The 16,913-nt window shown below is 66.8% G+C and carries 16 protein-coding genes; 11 read left to right on the forward strand and 5 right to left on the reverse strand.

Features of this window, described 5'->3' with window-relative positions; translation table 11 throughout:
• Window positions 1–143 precede the first annotated feature (143 nt).
• The 4 genes from pip to HMPREF9710_RS03435 form a co-directional block, all read right to left on the reverse strand.
• On the reverse strand, window positions 144–1,100 hold the full coding sequence (pip, locus tag HMPREF9710_RS03420; protein ID WP_005663932.1) for a prolyl aminopeptidase: 957 nt from the start codon (window positions 1,098–1,100) through the stop codon (window positions 144–146).
• Window positions 1,101–1,157: 57 nt separating this feature from the next.
• On the reverse strand, window positions 1,158–2,492 hold the full coding sequence (locus HMPREF9710_RS03425) for an amino acid deaminase (protein ID WP_005663934.1): 1,335 nt from the start codon (window positions 2,490–2,492) through the stop codon (window positions 1,158–1,160).
• 88 nt (window positions 2,493–2,580) lie between these two features.
• Complete coding sequence (gene phbB, locus HMPREF9710_RS03430) at window positions 2,581–3,321, reverse strand: acetoacetyl-CoA reductase (RefSeq protein ID WP_005663936.1); 741 nt, start codon at window positions 3,319–3,321, stop codon at window positions 2,581–2,583.
• Window positions 3,322–3,413: 92 nt separating this feature from the next.
• Entirely contained in the window at window positions 3,414–4,592 is a 1,179-nt protein-coding gene (locus HMPREF9710_RS03435) for an acetyl-CoA C-acetyltransferase (protein ID WP_005663937.1), read from the reverse strand.
• Window positions 4,593–4,925: 333 nt separating this feature from the next.
• Between HMPREF9710_RS03435 and minC the strand changes: the two genes are divergently transcribed.
• The 4 genes from minC (at window position 4,926) to HMPREF9710_RS03455 (ending at window position 7,567) form a co-directional block, all read left to right on the forward strand.
• Window positions 4,926–5,723: a septum site-determining protein MinC gene (gene minC / locus HMPREF9710_RS03440; RefSeq protein WP_005663938.1), complete on the forward strand. Its 798-nt coding sequence runs from the start codon at window positions 4,926–4,928 to the stop codon at window positions 5,721–5,723.
• Between the two features lie 35 nt (window positions 5,724–5,758).
• The gene (minD, locus tag HMPREF9710_RS03445) at window positions 5,759–6,574 is read left to right on the forward strand and encodes a septum site-determining protein MinD (protein WP_005663941.1); all 816 of its coding nucleotides are present in this window, start codon (window positions 5,759–5,761) and stop codon (window positions 6,572–6,574) included.
• Window position 6,575: 1 nt separating this feature from the next.
• Window positions 6,576–6,827, forward strand: coding sequence for a cell division topological specificity factor MinE (gene minE, locus HMPREF9710_RS03450; RefSeq protein WP_005663943.1), 252 nt, complete (start codon window positions 6,576–6,578; stop codon window positions 6,825–6,827).
• Between the two features lie 203 nt (window positions 6,828–7,030).
• A complete protein-coding gene (locus tag HMPREF9710_RS03455) occupies window positions 7,031–7,567 on the forward strand; it encodes a carboxymuconolactone decarboxylase family protein (protein WP_005663944.1) in 537 nt (178 codons plus the stop codon).
• Window positions 7,568–7,609: 42 nt separating this feature from the next.
• Here the strand turns inward: HMPREF9710_RS03455 and HMPREF9710_RS03460 are convergent, their stop codons facing one another.
• The gene (locus HMPREF9710_RS03460) at window positions 7,610–8,224 is read right to left on the reverse strand and encodes a hypothetical protein (RefSeq protein ID WP_005663945.1); all 615 of its coding nucleotides are present in this window, start codon (window positions 8,222–8,224) and stop codon (window positions 7,610–7,612) included.
• 224 nt (window positions 8,225–8,448) lie between these two features.
• Between HMPREF9710_RS03460 and HMPREF9710_RS03465 the strand changes: the two genes are divergently transcribed.
• From HMPREF9710_RS03465 to gshA, 7 genes are all read left to right on the forward strand, one after another.
• Window positions 8,449–9,138, forward strand: coding sequence for a response regulator transcription factor (locus HMPREF9710_RS03465; RefSeq protein ID WP_005663947.1), 690 nt, complete (start codon window positions 8,449–8,451; stop codon window positions 9,136–9,138).
• 60 nt (window positions 9,139–9,198) lie between these two features.
• Window positions 9,199–10,473 carry a glutamyl-tRNA reductase gene (gene hemA / locus HMPREF9710_RS03470; protein ID WP_005663950.1) on the forward strand — a complete coding sequence of 425 codons (1,275 nt, stop codon included), beginning with the start codon at window positions 9,199–9,201 and terminating at the stop codon, window positions 10,471–10,473.
• Between the two features lie 99 nt (window positions 10,474–10,572).
• The gene (prfA, locus tag HMPREF9710_RS03475) at window positions 10,573–11,649 is read left to right on the forward strand and encodes a peptide chain release factor 1 (protein ID WP_005663952.1); all 1,077 of its coding nucleotides are present in this window, start codon (window positions 10,573–10,575) and stop codon (window positions 11,647–11,649) included.
• A gap of 116 nt (window positions 11,650–11,765) precedes the next feature.
• Window positions 11,766–12,248: a disulfide bond formation protein B gene (locus tag HMPREF9710_RS03480; protein ID WP_005663953.1), complete on the forward strand. Its 483-nt coding sequence runs from the start codon at window positions 11,766–11,768 to the stop codon at window positions 12,246–12,248.
• Window positions 12,245–13,066: a peptide chain release factor N(5)-glutamine methyltransferase gene (prmC, locus tag HMPREF9710_RS03485; RefSeq protein ID WP_005663954.1), complete on the forward strand. Its 822-nt coding sequence runs from the start codon at window positions 12,245–12,247 to the stop codon at window positions 13,064–13,066. The genes HMPREF9710_RS03480 and prmC overlap by 4 nt, the downstream gene beginning before the upstream one ends.
• 67 nt (window positions 13,067–13,133) lie before the next feature.
• Window positions 13,134–15,167 carry a DUF885 domain-containing protein gene (locus HMPREF9710_RS03490; protein ID WP_005663955.1) on the forward strand — a complete coding sequence of 678 codons (2,034 nt, stop codon included), beginning with the start codon at window positions 13,134–13,136 and terminating at the stop codon, window positions 15,165–15,167.
• A gap of 77 nt (window positions 15,168–15,244) precedes the next feature.
• Window positions 15,245–16,840 (forward strand): glutamate--cysteine ligase, encoded by a 1,596-nt coding sequence (gene gshA / locus HMPREF9710_RS03495; protein WP_005663956.1) that lies wholly within the window; start codon window positions 15,245–15,247, stop codon window positions 16,838–16,840.
• Window positions 16,841–16,913 lie beyond the last annotated feature (73 nt).

A 16,913-nucleotide genomic window follows, 5' to 3' on the forward strand; every position in this document is an offset into this window, starting at 1 on the left:
ATTGTTGTAATGTGCCTGGTGCGTCAGGTGCGCAGCTGTGCTGCCTGGGGACTCGACAGCATGCGTAGGGTTGGCGGCTACGCCGCCGACGCGTTCAACTCCATGACACATAGTGTAGCAGCCAACAGCACCCCGACCCAGCCTCATTCGAACCGGCGCAGCCGCTTGAACTGCTCGGTGGCCGCCACCAGCGCGCGCGCGATGCCCGCCTCCAGCGCGCCATGGCCGCCGTCGGCGATCATCTCCAGCTTCGAGCCGGGCCACGCCGTGTGCAGGCGCCAGGCCGACAGCGGCGGGCAGATCACGTCGTAGCGGCCCTGCACGATCACCGCCGGCAGATGGGCGATGCGCGCCAGGTCGCGCAGCAGCTGGTCTTCTTCGAGGAAGGCGCCGTTGAGCATGTAATGCGACTCGAGCCGGCCGACGCCGAGGTCGAGCGTATCGTTCGAGACTTCCTCGGGCTGCGGCAGCAGGAACACGCGCCGGCCTTCGAAGCGGCTCCAGGCGCGCGCGGCCGGCCAGTAGACATCCGGGTCGTGGCACAGCAGGCGGCGCGCATAGGCGTTGAGCAGGTCGTGCCGCTCGTCCTGCGGAATCGGGGCCACGAATTCCTCGTACAGCTCGGGATAGAACCAGCGCACCTCGTTGATGAACCAGTCCACCTCGGCGCGGGTGCACAGGAAGATCCCGCGCAGCACGAAGCCCAGGCAGCGCTCGGGATGGGCCTGGCCATAGGCCAGCGCCAGGGTCGAGCCCCAGGAGCCGCCGAACACCAGCCACCGTTCGATGCCGAACAGCGCGCGCAGGCGCTCGATGTCCTCGATCAGGAGCTGGGTCGTGTTGTTGCGCCACTCGCCCAGCGGCGTCGACTTGCCGGCGCCGCGCTGGTCGAACAGGATCACGCGGTAGGCCTGCGGATCGAAGAAGCGGCGGTGCTGGGGCGACAGGCCGGCGCCGGGGCCGCCGTGCAGGAACAGCACCGGGATGCCGTCCGGATTGCCGACTTCTTCCCAGTAGATCGTGTGCATCTCGTCGACCGCCAGCATGCCGTGGCGGATGGGCTGGATCGGCGGGAACAGCGACGGCGGCGTGACGGGCATGGCGGCTCTTGTTGGCAGTGATTCAAGAAGCCGATTGTAGCGTATGGACGGTCTGTTTCAGAAATAGGTATTGAGCGCGTAGCGCACCGTGTAGGCGTCGTCCACGGCCAGCAGCAGCGGCCACTTGTCGAAGGTGGTGCACGGGTGCGAGATGCCGCAGCCGACCAGGTCGCCCACCGCCAGGCTGTCGCACAGCGGGTCGCCTTCCGGCAGGCGCAGATAGGCGTGCTGGTCGTTCATCTTGAAGATCGTGCAGCCGGACGGCAGCGCGGCCGGCACGGCAGCGCCATCGGGACGCGCCGAGTAGAGCGGAATCGGCAGGTCGGCGTCGTAGGAGGCGTCGCGCTTGCCCATGGTGAGGATGGCCAGGGTCGGTTCGGGGCGCGACTGGACCATGCTCCAGACTTCGAGCGCAGGACGTAACCCTTCCTGCAGGCCTTCCTCCCGGCCGCCTGCGCGCGCGTTCAGCTCGTCGATGTGGCGGCGGTACATGCCGTGGTCGCTCGTCAGGTAGCAGCCGCTGCGCAGGATGGCGCGCACTGGACGCGACAGGCCATCCACATCCTGGAAACCGCGCGCCACCAGGTCGAAATAGGACGAGCCGCCGGCCGAGATCACGATCTCGGACGTGGCGAACAGGCCCTCGGCATCGGCGCCGCGCACCAGCGCCACCAGTTGAGCAAGGAAAGCGTCGACCTGGCGCAGGTCGGCGGCGCGGTCGTCGCTGACGAGCAGGCCCTCATAACCCTCGAAGCCGGCCAGCGCCAGGCCGTCGGCCAGCGCGATGGCGTGCGCCACCTCCATCGCTTCCTGCGGCGTGCGGCAACCGGCGCGCTTGCCGGCCAGGCCCAGCTCGACCAGCACCAAGAGCGGACGCGCCAGCCTGTGCGCGGCGACCGCCTGCGCCAGGCGCGCCACGCCGGCGGGCGAATCGGCCAGCACGATGCACTCGAAATCGGGATCGCCATGCAGCAGGGCCAGCACGGCGTCGATGTCGCTGCGCGCCACCAGCTGGTTGGCCAGCAGCACGCGGCGCACGCCGAAGCGGTGCGCCACCTGGACCTGGATCGCGGTGGCGAGGGTGATGCCCCAGGCGCCATTGGCCAGTTGCGCGCCGAACAGCTGCGGACTCATCGTGGTCTTGCCGTGCGGCGCCAGCGTGGCGCCGTGACGCTCGCAAAAGGCGCGCATCCAGGCCAGGTTGTGGCGCAGGCTCGACTCCCTGAGCACGGCGACCGGATAGCTGGTGTCGCCGCGCAGCACATTCCACCCCTGCACGCCGATCGCGCCCTGGCGCAGCGGTGCGCGCAGCGGCAAGCCCTTGGTGCCGGGGAGCAGCAGCTGTTCGTCGAGGCTGGACAGGGCGAGGCCGCCGTGGGGCAAGGTGTGCATGATCTGCTCCGAAAATGGGTGGTCGTTTATTGTAATCGGCGAAAAAAAAGCACCGCCTGAGCGGTGCTTCGTGGTTCGCCCTGATGGATCAGGACATGTGCTGCCCGCCATTGATGGCGATATTGGCGCCGGTAACAAATGCCGCCTCGTCCGACGACAGATACGCCACCAGGCCGGCCACTTCTTCAGGCTTGCCCAGGCGGCCCATCGGGATTTGCGGGATGATCTTGGTTTCCAGCACTTCGCTCGGGATGTCCATCACCATCTTGGTGCCGATATAGCCCGGCGAGATGGTGTTGACTGTCACGCCCTTGCGCGCCACTTCGAGCGCCAGCGCCTTGGTGAAACCGTGCATGCCGGCCTTGGCCGCCGAGTAGTTGGTCTGGCCGAAGGCGCCCTTCTGGCCGTTCACCGACGAGATATTGATGATGCGGCCCCAGCCGCGCTCGACCATGCCGTCGCAGACCGGCTTGGTCATGTTGAACACGGAATCGAGGTTGGTCTTGATCACGGCGTCCCAGTTGACCTTGTCCATCTTTTTGAAGGTCATGTCGCGGGTGATGCCGGCGTTGTTGACCAGCACGTCGATCGGGCCGACGTCGGCGATCACCTGGCGCACGCATTCCTGGGCGGCGTCGTAGTCGGCCACATCGCAGGCATAGGCCTTGAAGTCATGGCCCTGCTCTTTCATGGCGCCGAGCCACGCATCGACTTTGGTATTGCCAGGCGAAAAAGTGGTGACGACCTGATATCCCAATGCGGCCAGCTTGATGCACACCGCTTCGCCCAGGCCGCCCATGCCGCCGGTTACTAATGCTACTCGAGCCATTGTCTTCTCCAGTTTTATATTGTGTCACTTCACACCGCTTGAAACCGACGGCGCCGCCAGGCGGGCCGTCGCTGCCTGTCGCCAGGTCGTGCTCAGTCGCGCTCGACCGCCAGCGCCACGCCCATGCCGCCGCCGATGCACAGGCTCGCCAGCCCGCGCTTGGCGTCGCGGCGGATCATTTCGTGCAGCAGGGTGACCAGCACGCGGGCGCCGGAAGCGCCGATCGGGTGGCCCAGGGCGATCGCGCCGCCGTTGACGTTGATCTTGGACGTGCCCCAACCCATCTGCTTGTTGACGGCGATGGCCTGGGCGGCGAAGGCTTCGTTGATTTCCATCAGGTCGACGTCTTCGTGGGTCCAGCCGGCCTTCTTGAGGCACAGCTGCGAGGCCGACACCGGGCCCATGCCCATGATCGACGGGTCGAGGCCGGCCGACGAATAGGCCTTGATGCGCGCCAGCGGGGTCAAGCCCAGTTCTTTCGCTTTCGAGGCGCTCATCATGATCACGGCGGCGGCGCCGTCGTTGATGCCCGACGCATTGCCGGCGGTGACCGAACCTTCCTTGTTGAACGCCGGACGCAGGCTGGCCAGCGCCTCGAGGGTGCTGCCATGCTTCGGGTATTCATCGGTGTCGAAGACGGTCGTGCCCTTCTTGGTCACGATCTCGATCGGGATGATCTCGTCCTTGAACTTGCCTTCTTTTTGAGCAGTTTCGGCCTTCAGCTGCGATTGCAGCGCGAATTCGTCCTGCTCGGCGCGCGAAATCTCGTATTTCTTGGCGACGTTCTCGGCGGTGACGCCCATGTGGTACTGGTTGTAGACGTCCCACAGGCCGTCGACGATCATGGTGTCGGTGAGCTTGGCGTCGCCCATGCGGAAGCCGTCGCGCGAGCCGGCCAGCACGTGCGGCGAGGCGCTCATGTTCTCTTGCCCGCCGGCGATGACGATCTCGGCGTCGCCGCAGCGGATCGCCTGGGTCGCCAGGTGGGTGGCCTTGAGGCCGCTGCCGCACACCTTGTTGATGGTGTAGCCGGGCACCATGTCGGGCAGGCCGGCCTTGATGACGGCCTGGCGCGCCGGGTTCTGGCCCACGCCGGCGGTGAGCACCTGGCCCATGATGACTTCGCTGACCGACTCGGGCGCGATGCCGGTCTTGGCCAGCAGGTGCTTGATCACTTGCGCGCCGAGCTCGGCGGCGGGAATCTTGGCGAGGGTGCCGCCGAATTTGCCGACGGCCGTACGACCGGCGGCGACGATGACTACGTCTTCCATGTTCAAATCTCCGTTCAGCCGGCCGTGGCCGGCAACATACAGAATTCCCTCGGACTCGGCGCGCCATTCTGCGATGGCGGGCTTTGTGCATGGGATCGATAAAAACCTCAAGTTACGGAATGAGGAACCCATGCTGCTGTTAAAGCATCAGCAATCTTAGCAGTTTATTCATCGAAAACAACATGCCAATCGTGCGTGTTTGATCTATCGCATGACTTAATTTCTGGTTGCTGACAAACGTTCAATTTCCGTTAGGAATGATGCGTGCGCTTCTGTCCTTTTCCACAATTTTCACAGTAGAATGCACAAGCGCAACGCCAACTACACCGTTTTATGCCTAAAACCACGCTTCCCATCGAAATCAAGATTTCCACGGTCGTTGCCATCTCCACGATCCTGCACTCGGCCGACCCGGAAGCCATCGATTCCGCCCTGGAGCAGATGACGGGTGGCGTGTCCGACTTCTTCGAGGACGAGTTCGCGGTGATCGACGTGGCCGCGATCGCGCCTGACGCGCCGCGGCTCGACTGGGCGGCGCTGGTCACCCTGCTCAAGAAATATCGCCTGAACGCGGTCGCCGTGCGCGGCGCCAGCCCGGCGATGATCGAGGCGATCCGGGCCCAGGGCCTGGCGCTGGACGACGGCTCGAGCGGCGTGCGCGCCGGCGGCCACGCGGCTACGCCGCCCGCCGCCCCAGCGGCGCCGGAATCGGTTGCTCCCGCGGTTGCCCCGGCGACGGCTCCCGCGGCGCCGGCCCCGGAACCGGCCGCGGCCCAGGCGCCGGCCGCCCTGCCCCTGATCATCGACACCCCGGTGCGCGCCGGCCAGCGCATCTATGCGCGCGGCACTGACCTGATCGTCACCGCCGTGGTCAATAATGGCGCAGAATTGATCGCCGACGGCAGCATCCACGTGTATGCGCCGCTCAATGGCCGCGCGCTGGCGGGCGCCTCCGGCAATCCGGACGCGCGCATCTTCGCGCTGTCGATGCAGCCGGAACTGGTCTCGATCGCCGGCGTGTACCGCACGTTCGACGAAGGTTTCCCGTCCGACCTGGCGCGCCAGCCAACGCAGATCCGGCTGGTCGGCGACCGGATCGACATCCAATCGCTGGCTCCGGCATCCCGCTGATCCCGAACTGAACAGATACTGTAAAGGACTTTTTTGTGGCAAGAATTATTGTTGTGACGTCCGGCAAGGGCGGTGTGGGCAAAACGACCTCGAGCGCTAGCTTCTCCACCGGGCTGGCCATGCGCGGCCACAAGACGGCAGTGATCGACTTCGACGTCGGCCTGCGCAACCTCGACCTGATCATGGGCTGCGAACGCCGCGTGGTCTACGACCTGATCAACGTCGTCAATGGCGAAGCGACCCTGCACCAGGCGCTGATCAAGGACAAGCACTGCGACAACCTGTTCATCCTGCCGGCCTCGCAGACGCGCGACAAGGATGCCCTGTCCGAAGAAGGCGTGGAGCGCGTGCTCAACGACCTGGTCAAGATGGACTTCGAGTTCATCATCTGCGATTCGCCGGCCGGCATCGAGCACGGCGCGCTGATGGCGCTGACCTTCGCCGACGAAGCGATCGTGGTCACCAATCCGGAAGTCTCGTCGGTGCGCGACTCGGACCGCATCCTGGGCATCCTGCAGGCCAAGTCGCGCCGCGCCCAGAGCGGCAGCGAGCCGGTCAAGGAACACCTGCTGATCACCCGCTACTCGCCGAAGCGCGTCGAAGCGGACGAAATGCTCTCTTACCAGGACGTGCAGGAAATCCTGCGCATCCCCCTGATCGGCATCATTCCGGAATCGGAATCGGTGCTGCACGCCTCGAACCAGGGCAACCCGGCGATCCACTTCAAGGGGACCGACGTGGCCGATGCCTACGAGGACGTCGTCGCGCGCTTCCTGGGCGAAGAACGCCCGCTGCGCTTTACCAACTACGAAAAGCCGGGACTGTTCCAGCGCATTTTCGGAGCCAAGTGAGATGGCATTGCTTTCATTCCTCTTCCCCGAAAAAAAGAAGAGCGCGACAGCCGCCAAGGAACGCCTGCAGATCATCATCGCACGCGAACGGACCAACCGCGCCGGTCCGGATTTCCTGCCGGCCCTGCACCAGGAGCTGATCGCCGTGATCTCGAAGTACGTCAAGGTCAATCCCGACGACATCAAGGTCTCGCTCGACCGCCAGGGCAACCTGGAAGTGCTGGACGTGAACGTGGTGCTGCCGGATACCTGAGCGGCAAGGCCCTTCGCCCGACGATGCCCGCCTGGTGCGGGCATTTTCTTTGGTGCCGAGCATAGTAGCAGTGAGACGATCGGGCAATTATTAGTGAAATCCGAGCATTCAAAGTATCGACGGGCCTGCCTATACTGGATTCATGGCTGCAACACATCGGACAGCCAGCCACACCCGACGAACTTTCGACAAGGAGCTTCACCATGACCCGTCTCGCCTCCCGCCCCGTCCCGGACGCCACCGGCGCCGCCGCCCAACTGTTCAGCGCCATCCGGGGCGCCGTCGGCAAGGTGCCGAACGCCTACCGCGACATCGGCAGCAACAGCCCGGTGGTGCTGGAATCGGTGCTGGCCCTGGACGCCAGCCTCAAGAAAACCACGCTGTCGGCGCGCGACGTCGAAGTCATCAAGCTCGCAGTCAGCGCCGTCAACGGTTGCGACTACTGCGTGGCCGCCCACAGCCTGATGGGCAAGATGGCCGGCTTGTCCCCCGATGCGCTGGCCGCCGTGCGCCAGGGCCAGGCCACCGGCAATGCCCGCGAAGACGCGCTGGCGGAGTTCGCGCGCCACCTGGTGACGACCCGCGGCACCGTGGACGCGAGCAGGATCGAGGCGGTCAAGGCGGCCGGCGTGAGCGATGCCCAGATCGTCGACCTCACCCTGGCGATCACGGCGATCACGCTGACGAACCTGTTCAACCGGATCAACGATACGGTGGTCGATTTTCCGAAGGTTGCCTGAACGCGCGGGGACTGCGCCGCCACGCGTCCGGGCCCCCTCGCCTTACATCACCAGCACCGGCTCCTTCGCCGGTCCGCTGACCGCGCCGCCATTGACCTGTACAGTGGCGGCGTCATCGTTCTCCTCCACCGGCTGCGGCGCTTCGCCCGCGGACTCGGCCCGCTCCAGCTCCTGCACCACCTTGACGCAGGCTTCCACGTGCTGCGCCCCCATCCGCTTGAACAGCGTGTAGCCGATCGCCGCCGACGCGATCTGGCCGGCCAGCGGCACCATCTTGGCCGTGGTCTTGACCGCCATGCGGCCGGCCACGACCCGGAACAGGCGCGCCACCGCGCCGCGCGTCACCAGTTTGCCGACCAGCATGCCGCCCACCGACGCCGCCGCCTTGTAGGCGATCACGCGCATGCGTGGGTTGAGGCGCTCGATCTGCTTCTGGGTCAGGCCGAATTCGGCATTGATCTGGTCGACCAGGGCCGCGAAGCCCGTGATGTCGGCCAGCAGGTCGAGGCCGGGCACCGGCACCGCGGCCACCGCCGCCGACATGGCGGCGCGTTTCTTGACCAGGGCCAGGCACTGGATGCGGGTGGTCTCGATGGCGGCGCCGCTGACGGGCACGCGATCCTCGGGCACCGTCACGTTTTTACGTGTAAACAACATAATTTACCCCTCTACATTATCTGAATGACATATGAAATTCAGTCTACGCCTTTAGCGAGATTTACTGCGTGGTCCCCTTAACACAACAGTCTTATAGTACAAATGTCACCTTTTGGTGTCTGGGCGAAGTTTATCAGTAGCATCGTTTTGTGAAAGTCTGATATATTTGGTTTAACTTTGTAGGAATCTTCCTACATAGGCAACCAAACAACATTTCGCCCGTCATGAAGATCGCCGTACTGGAGCAAGACCGCCCCCAAGCTGACCTGATTTGCCAGGTCCTCAGCGCTGCTGGCCACAGCTGTCAATCGTATGACAGCGCCAAGGAGCTGCTGGGGCAGCTGCGCAAGGACAGCGCCGACATGCTGGTGATGGACTGGAATGTCCCCGATATGGAAGGCACCGAAGTGCTGCGCCGCGCCAAGGAAAAGCTGGCGTCCGCCGCGCCGACGATGTTCCTGGTCGGGAATAACGCCGAAGACGACATCATCGCCGGCGTCACCGCCGGCGCCGACGACTACCTGGTCAAGCCGCTGCGCCGCGGCGAGCTGGTGGCGCGCGTCTCGGCCCTGCTGCGCCGCGCCTATCCGTCGCAGAACAGCGCCGAGCAGCTGCAGTTCGGCCCGTACACCTTCGAGACCCGTCCCGGACGGCTGCTCAAGGACGGCTCGGTGATCGACGTGACCCAAAAAGAGTTTTCGCTGGCGCTGCTGTTCTTCCGCAACATCGGCCGCCCGCTGTCGCGCGCCTACATCCACGAATCGGTGTGGGTCCGCGAAAACGACGTGCCGTCGCGCACCATGGATACCCACGTTTCGCGCGTACGCAACAAACTCCATCTGCGGCCGGAGAACGGCTTCCGCCTCGTGCCGGTCTACAGCTATGGCTACCGGCTGGAAAAGCTCGGCGCCTGAAACCCTGACAGCAAGAAGGTATAATGGCCCCAGTCCATTGACCTTCGCCCTCCCTCCGAAATGCAACTGCTTGCCGTCGGCCTGAACCACACCACAGCACCGGTCTCGCTGCGCGAGCAGCTGGCGCTCGCGCCCGATCAGATCGGCACGGCGGTGCAGTCGGCGCGCGGCTGGTTCGCGCGCCAGGGGTCGGTCGGCGGCGAAGAGGCGGCGATCCTGTCGACCTGCAACCGCACCGAGCTGTATGCGGCGACGAGGCTGCCCGATCCCCTCGACGCTTCCGCCCAGTTCCTGGCGCATTATCACGCCCTGAACTACGCCGAGCTGCGCCCCCACCTCTACCTGCTGCCGCAGGACGACGCCGTGCGCCACGCCTTCCGCGTCGCGTCGGGCCTGGACTCGATGGTGCTGGGCGAGCCGCAGATCCTGGGCCAGATGAAGGATGCGGTGCGCACCGCCGATGCCGCCGGCGGCCTGGGCACCTATCTGCACCAGATGTTCCAGCGCACCTTCGCGGTGGCCAAGGAAGTGCGCACCACCACCGAGATCGGCGCCCACAGCGTGTCGATGGCCGCCGCTGCGGTGCGCCTCGCGCACCGCATCTTCGACCGCATCGCCGACCAGCACGTGCTGTTCATCGGCGCCGGCGAGATGATCGAGCTGTGCGCGGCCCACTTCGCGGCCCAGAACCCGAAATCGGTCACCATCGCCAACCGCACCATGGAGCGCGGCGAGGCGCTGGCCGCGCGCTACAACGGCCGCGCGATCCGCCTGGCCGACCTGCCGGACAACCTGCAGCAATTTGACATCGTCATCTCGTGCACCGCCTCGACCCTGCCGCTGATCGGCAAGGGCCTGGTCGAGCGCGCGGTCAAGGCGCGCCGCCACCGCCCGATGTTCATGGTCGACCTGGCCGTGCCGCGCGATATCGAACCCGAGGTCGCGCGCCTGGACGACGTGTTCCTGTACACGGTCGACGACCTGGCCCAGGTGGTGCAGACCGGCATGGAAAGCCGCCAGGCCGCCGTGCGCCAGGCCGAAGCCATCATCGAGACCCGGGTCCAGTCCTTCATGCACTGGGTCGGCGACCGCGCCGTGGTGCCGGTGATCCGCGACCTGCACGAATCGGGCGAGGCATTGCGCCAGGCCGAGCTGGAACGCGCGCGCAAGATGCTGGCGCGCGGCGACGATGCCGAAGCCGTGCTCGAAGCGCTGTCCAAGGGCCTCACCGCCAAGTTCCTGCACGGCCCGCAACAGGCCCTGCACCAGGCCCAGGGCGACGACCGCGCGCGCCTGGCCACCCTGCTGCCGCAGCTGTTCCGCGGCCGCCGTTAGCGCCCGATCCTCCCGGCGGCCCCGCCCGCCATGCGCGCCAGCTCGCGCAACCCGGCCCTTCGCTGCGGCCATCCGACCATCTTCATACCGAGACTGCCCATGAAACCTTCCATGCTGTTCAAGCTGGACCAACTCGCCAACCGCCTCGTCGAGCTGGATGAACTCCTGATGAGCGAAGGCGCCACCGCGAACATGGACAGCTACCGCAAGATGACGCGCGAGCACGCCGAACTGACGCCGCTGGTGGGCGTGTACTGCCAGTACCAGGGCGCGCTCGCGGATACCGAGGCGGCCCGCGAGCTGCTGCAGGATCCGGACATGAAGGACTTCGCCCAGGAGGAAATCGAGGCCGCGAAGGAACGCATGGCGGGCCTGGAACTCGAGCTGCAGAAAATGCTGCTGCCGAAGGACGCCAACGACGAGCGCAACATCTTCCTCGAGATCCGCGCCGGCACCGGCGGCGACGAATCGGCCCTGTTCGCGGGCGACCTGCTGCGCATGTACACCCGTTTCGCCGAGCGCAATCGCTGGCAGGTCGAGATGGTGTCCGAGTCGCCCTCCGACCTGGGCGGCTACCGCGAAGTGATCGTGCGCGTGGTGGGCCATGGCGCCTATTCGAAGCTCAAGTTCGAATCGGGCGGCCACCGCGTGCAGCGGGTGCCGGCCACCGAAACCCAGGGCCGCATCCACACCTCGGCCTGCACGGTGGCGGTGATGCCCGAGGCCGACGAGGTCGAGGACGTCGACATCAACCCGGCCGACCTGCGCATCGACACCTACCGCGCTTCCGGCGCCGGCGGCCAGCACATCAATAAAACAGATTCTGCAGTGCGTATTACCCACCTGCCGACCGGCCTGGTGGTGGAATGCCAGGACGACCGCAGCCAGCACAAGAACAAGGCCTCGGCCATGAAGGTGCTGGCGGCGCGCCTGAAGGACGCCCAGCTGCGCGAGCAGCAGTCGAAGGAAGCGGCCACCCGCAAGAGCCTGATCGGCTCGGGCGACCGCAGCGAGCGCATCCGCACCTACAACTTCCCGCAGGGCCGCCTGACCGACCACCGCATCAACCTGACCCTGTACAAGCTCGATTTCATCATGGACGGCGACCTGAAGGAGCTGACCGATGCGCTGGCCCAGGAACACCAGGCCGAATTGCTGGCGGCGCTCGGTGACTGATAACTTAAGTCATTGTTAAGTTGCCAGATTGAAAATGCACGACGTCGGGCGTAGCCGCTTCATGCGAAAATAAGCGCTTGCTCCGCCCCTTGGTACACGTTCTGAGAAAGCCACGCATGCCTACCAACCGCCAGGTCCTGTTCGCCATCTCGTCGATCTCGTTCGCGCTGATCGCCGTCGCCCTCTATCTGCAGCACATCATGGAGATGCGGCCCTGCCCGCTGTGCGTGATCCAGCGCTACATGTTCCTCGCCATCGGCGTGTGCACGCTGGTATCGGCCATCAGCGGCAAGGTGCGTGAAGGCACGATCCTGGCCCTGCTGGCGGCCTTCGGCGGCCTGTACACGGTCGGCAAGCACCTGTACGTGATCGCCAATCCCGGCTTCTCGTGCGGTATCGACCCGATGGAAACGATGCTCAACAAGATCCCCACCGCCGAATACCTGCCGTGGCTGTTCCGCGCCGACGGCCTGTGCGAAGGCGCGACCGACGCCATCCTGGGCCTGGCCATCCCGCAATGGTCGGCGGTCTGGTTCGTGGTGCTCACCGTGCTGCTGGGCTGGGTGCTGCTGCGCCACTTCCGCGCCAAGCGGGCATGATCGAGGCCGGCGCCACCCTCGGGCAGGTGCGGCTGTCGCTGCCGCTCGATCCGCTGGAAAACCGCATCCTGCTGTGCCATGCGCTGCGCCTGCCGCGCGTGGCCCTGATCACGCAGTCGGAACGCGTGCTCACCCCTGAAGAAGCGGCGCTCCTGGCGGCGCTGGTGCAACGCCGCCTGGACGGCGAACCGATCGCCTACATCGTCGGCGAGCGCGAATTCTTCGGGCTGCCGTTCAAGGTGACGCCGGCGGTGCTGATCCCGCGTCCGGACACCGAACTGATCGTCGAACTCGCGCTGGAGCGCCTGGCGCCGCAGCAGCGCGTGCTCGACATGGGCACCGGCAGCGGCGCGATCGCCGTCGCCGTTGCCCACACGCGGCCCGACGCCGACGTCACCGCGCTCGACGTGAGCGAAGAGGCGCTGGCCGTCGCGCGCGTCAATGCCGCCGCCAACGGCGCGCGCGTGCGCTTCCTGCGCAGCGACTGGTACGCAGCCCTCGGCGCCGAGCGCTTCCACCTGATCGTCTCGAACCCGCCCTATATCGTGGCCGGCGACCGCCACCTGATCGAGGGCGACCTGCGCTTCGAGCCGATCGACGCCCTGACCGACCATGCCGACGGCCTGTCCGACCTGCGCACCATCGCCGATGGCGCGGCGGCGCACCTGGAACCCGGCGGCTGGCTGCTGCTCGAGCATGGCTACGACCAGGCCGAGGCGGTGCGCGGCCTGTTGAGCGCGCGCGGCTACGGCGAGGTGCGGAGCTGGCGCGACCTGGCCGGCATCGAACGGGTCAGCGGGGGCCGCCGCGGTGCCTAGGGCGCCTGGGGCGCGCACGCCTGGGAATGGACTTGTTAAAATGACCAGTCCTGATTCCGGAGCATGCATGCGCATCCTGTTCGCCTCTCTCGTCCTGCTCGCCCCGCTGCATGGCGCCGCCGCCGTGCCGCCCGCGCCGGCCGCGCCGCCTGCCGTCACCCAGGATGCGCCTGGCGAGCAGCCGTCAAGGCTGGCGGCCCGGCTCTACGAGCGCGACTGGCAGTGGCAGTTGCGCCATGCGCCCGAAAAGGCCACCGCCCTGGGCGAGCATCGCTACAACGCCTGGCTGTCCGACACCTCGCTGGCGGGACGCGCGGCCGCGCTCGAGCACGAGCGCGCCATGCTGGCGGCGGCGCAGAAGATCGACCGCGCGCAGCTGGTTGGTGAAGACCGGGTGTCGTACGACCTGTTCGTGGCCGACAAGGAGCGCCTGATCGCCGCCGGCGCGCTGACGCCCTTCGATCCGCTCCCGATCACCGCCTACGACGGTCTGCAGGTGCGCTTGCCGCGCCTGGTCGCGCAGATGCCGTTCGCGACCGACGCCGACTACCTGACCTATCTGGCGCGCCTGCAGGCGCTGCCGGCCCACGTCGACGGCCTGATCGAGCAGCTGCGCGCCGGCAAACAGGCCGGCTGGACGATCCCGAAGCCCGCCGTCGCGCAGGTAGCAGACGCCTTGCGCGCGCTGCGCGAAAAGCTGGCCGAAGGACCGCTCGGCGCGCCCTTCCGGCGCATCCCGGCGACCATCGCGCCCGAGGTGCGCGAGCAGTTCCGCGCGGCCGGCAAGGCAACCCTCGAACAGCAGGCGGCGCCCGCCCTGCGCAAGCTCGAGGACTTCCTGCGCCAGGACTACGTGCCCGCCGCACGCGACAGCATCGGCGCCGCGGCGCTGCCGGGCGGCCCCGCGTGGTACGCCCAGCTGGTGAAGGACAGCACCACCACCGCGATGACGCCTTCCCAGGTGCATGCGCTCGGCCTGCAAGAGGTGGCGCGCCTGCGCGCGGACATCGAGCGCCTGATCCCGCGCACGGGCTTTCGCGGCGGCTTCGCCGAGTTCATCGCCTTCGCGCGCAGCGACCGGCGCCTGTTCTTCGTCGACGCGGCGGCCCTGCTCGACCGCTACCGGCGCACGCTGGCGCTGGCCCAGGCGCGGCTGGGCCGCGTGGTGACGGTCGTCCCGGCGGCCGGCATCGTCGTCAAGCCGATGGGCGGCGACGGCGCCAGCCAGCCGGCCGCCTATTACGAGGCCGGCAGCGCGGCGCGCACCGCCGCGCTGGTGGTCGACACGGCGCGCCTGGACGCGCGTCCGATCTGGCAGGTCGACACCGTGGCCCTGCACGAGGCGGTGCCCGGCCACCACCTGCAGGTGGCGCGCGCGCAGGAACTGGACCTGCCGGCGTTCCGGCGCCACGGCTGGTACGACGCCTACGGCGAAGGCTGGGCCACCTATGCCGAAAGCCTGGGCCCCGAACTCGGCCTGTTCCAGGATCCGTTCTCGCTGTTCGGCCACCTCAACGAAGAGATGTTCCGCGCCGCGCGCCTGGTGGTCGACACCGGCATCCATTCGCTCGGCTGGACGCGCCAGCAGGCGATCGACTACCTGAACACGCATACCGCCAATCCGCCGCTGGACAACGAGGCCGAGGTCGACCGCTATATCGCGCGCCCGGGCCAGGCGCTGGGCTACAAGATCGGCCAGCTGCGCATCCTGGCGCTGCGCACCCAGGCGCGCTCCGCGCTCGGCAAGCTGTTCGACCTGCGCCGCTTCCACGACGCCCTGCTCGGCGGCGGCGCGCTGCCGCTGGCCGAGCTGGAACGCCGGATGGGCCTTTGGCTCGTGGCCGAGAAGGATCCCGCCACGCGCGCCGGCGCGCCGCAGGCCGCGGCCGCCCCCGATGCCGAGTTCAACGCCGAATTCGCATCGCGGCCGGAGCCGACCTGGATGCCCGCCTTCGAATTCGATTTCGTGCTCGACGGCGAACTCCCGCCGGGCTACGACCCGGGCCCGGCGCCCGATTTCGCGCCGCCGTCCCTGCCTGCTCCGCCGCCTGCCAGCAAATCGTTCCGGGCGCCGCTCTGGGATGCGCCTTCGCCTGAATGAGGGGCGCCCGAACGCGCAGTCCGTTTTTCGGTTAATCTCTGCACCAACCGAACTGGCAGTATAAGAAAGGAAACACTGTGTCGAACCAATTCAACCGCCGCCTGGCCCTGCTCGACGACGACGACCACCGCGCCCTGCTGGGCCAGGGCCTGCGCGGCATCGAGCGCGAGACCCTGCGGGTCGACGCGCAAGGCCGGCTGGCGCGCACCCCGCACTCCCCGGCGCTCGGTTCGGCCCTGACGCACCCGCACATCACGACCGACTACGCCGAGGCGCTGCTGGAATTCATCACGCCGGCCGAGCACGACATCGCGCTGGCGCTGCACCGCCTCGATGCGATCCACCGCTACGCCTACGCCAAGCTGGGCGACGAAATGCTGTGGGGCGTGTCGATGCCGGGCGAACTGCCGCCCGAGGAAGAGATCGAGATCGCCTGGTACGGCAAGTCGAATATCGGCATGCTCAAGCACGTGTACCGGCGCGGCCTGGCGCTGCGCTATGGCAAGGCCATGCAATGCATCGCCGGCATCCACTACAACTATTCGCTGCCGGAACGGTTGTGGCAGCTGTTCGCGCAAGAAGAAGGGATCACCGAGGAACGCCGCCATGCGCTGCGCGACTTCCAGTCGGAAAGCTATATCGCGATGATCCGCAACTTCCGCCGCTATTCCTGGCTGCTGATGTACCTGTTCGGCGCGACGCCGGCGCTCACCACCAGCTTCCTGCGCGGCCGTGAGCACCAGCTCGAGACACTGTCCGACGACACCCTGTACCTGCCGTACGCGACCAGCCTGCGCATGAGCGACCTGGGTTACCAGAACGACGCCCAATCCGGCCTGCGTCCGCACGAAAACAGCCTGGAAAGCTATGTCACGAGCCTGATGGATGCGGTCAACCGTCCCTACGAGCCTTATGCCAAGCTGGGCACCAAGAAAAACGGCGAGTGGATCCAGCTGTCGACCAATGTGCTGCAGATCGAGAACGAGTATTACTCGACCATCCGACCCAAGCGCGTGATCCGCACCGGCGAGCGTCCGGTCCAGGCCCTGTGCAATCGCGGCGTGCAATACATCGAGGTGCGCTGCCTCGACGTCGACCCGTTCGAACCGGTCGGCATCGCCCTCGATACCGGCCGCTTCCTGGACGCCTTCCTGCTGTTCTGCGCGCTCGAGGAAAGCCCCCTGATCAGCGCCCACGACAGCCAGCTGCACGCGCGCAACTTCGCGCGCACGGTCAAGGAGGGCCGCCGCCCCGACCTGACCCTGACCCGCGACGGCGTCGAGGTGCCTTTGACGGAATGGGCGCTGGAACTGATCGAGCGCATCCGTCCGGTGGCGCAGCTGCTGGACGACCAGCACAACGAGGGCGACGTGCACCAGGGTTCGCTGGCCAGGCAGAAGGCGAAGATCGAGGATCCCTCGCTCACCCCGTCGGCGCGGGTGCTGGAAGAAGTGCGCGCGCTCGGCTCGGCCGCGGCCTTCGGCCTGCAGCAGAGCCGCCTGCATGCGGCCACCTTCCGCGACAGCCCGCTGATGCCGGCCGAGGAAGCGCTGTTCGACGAGATGGCGGCCAACTCGCACGCCGAGCAGGCGAGCATCGAGCAGACGGACACCGGCAGCTTCGACGACTTTGTTGCGGCCTACAATTGCAGTAGGCTATGCTCCAACAACTAAGTTCCGGTAGGCTGTAGTTCGACGGGGCGCGCCAGCGCCGCCACGGCCGCTCGCGCTTACCGCTTGACTCCGC

Source organism: Massilia timonae CCUG 45783 (assembly GCF_000315425.1).
Classification (GTDB): domain Bacteria; phylum Pseudomonadota; class Gammaproteobacteria; order Burkholderiales; family Burkholderiaceae_D; genus Telluria; species Telluria timonae.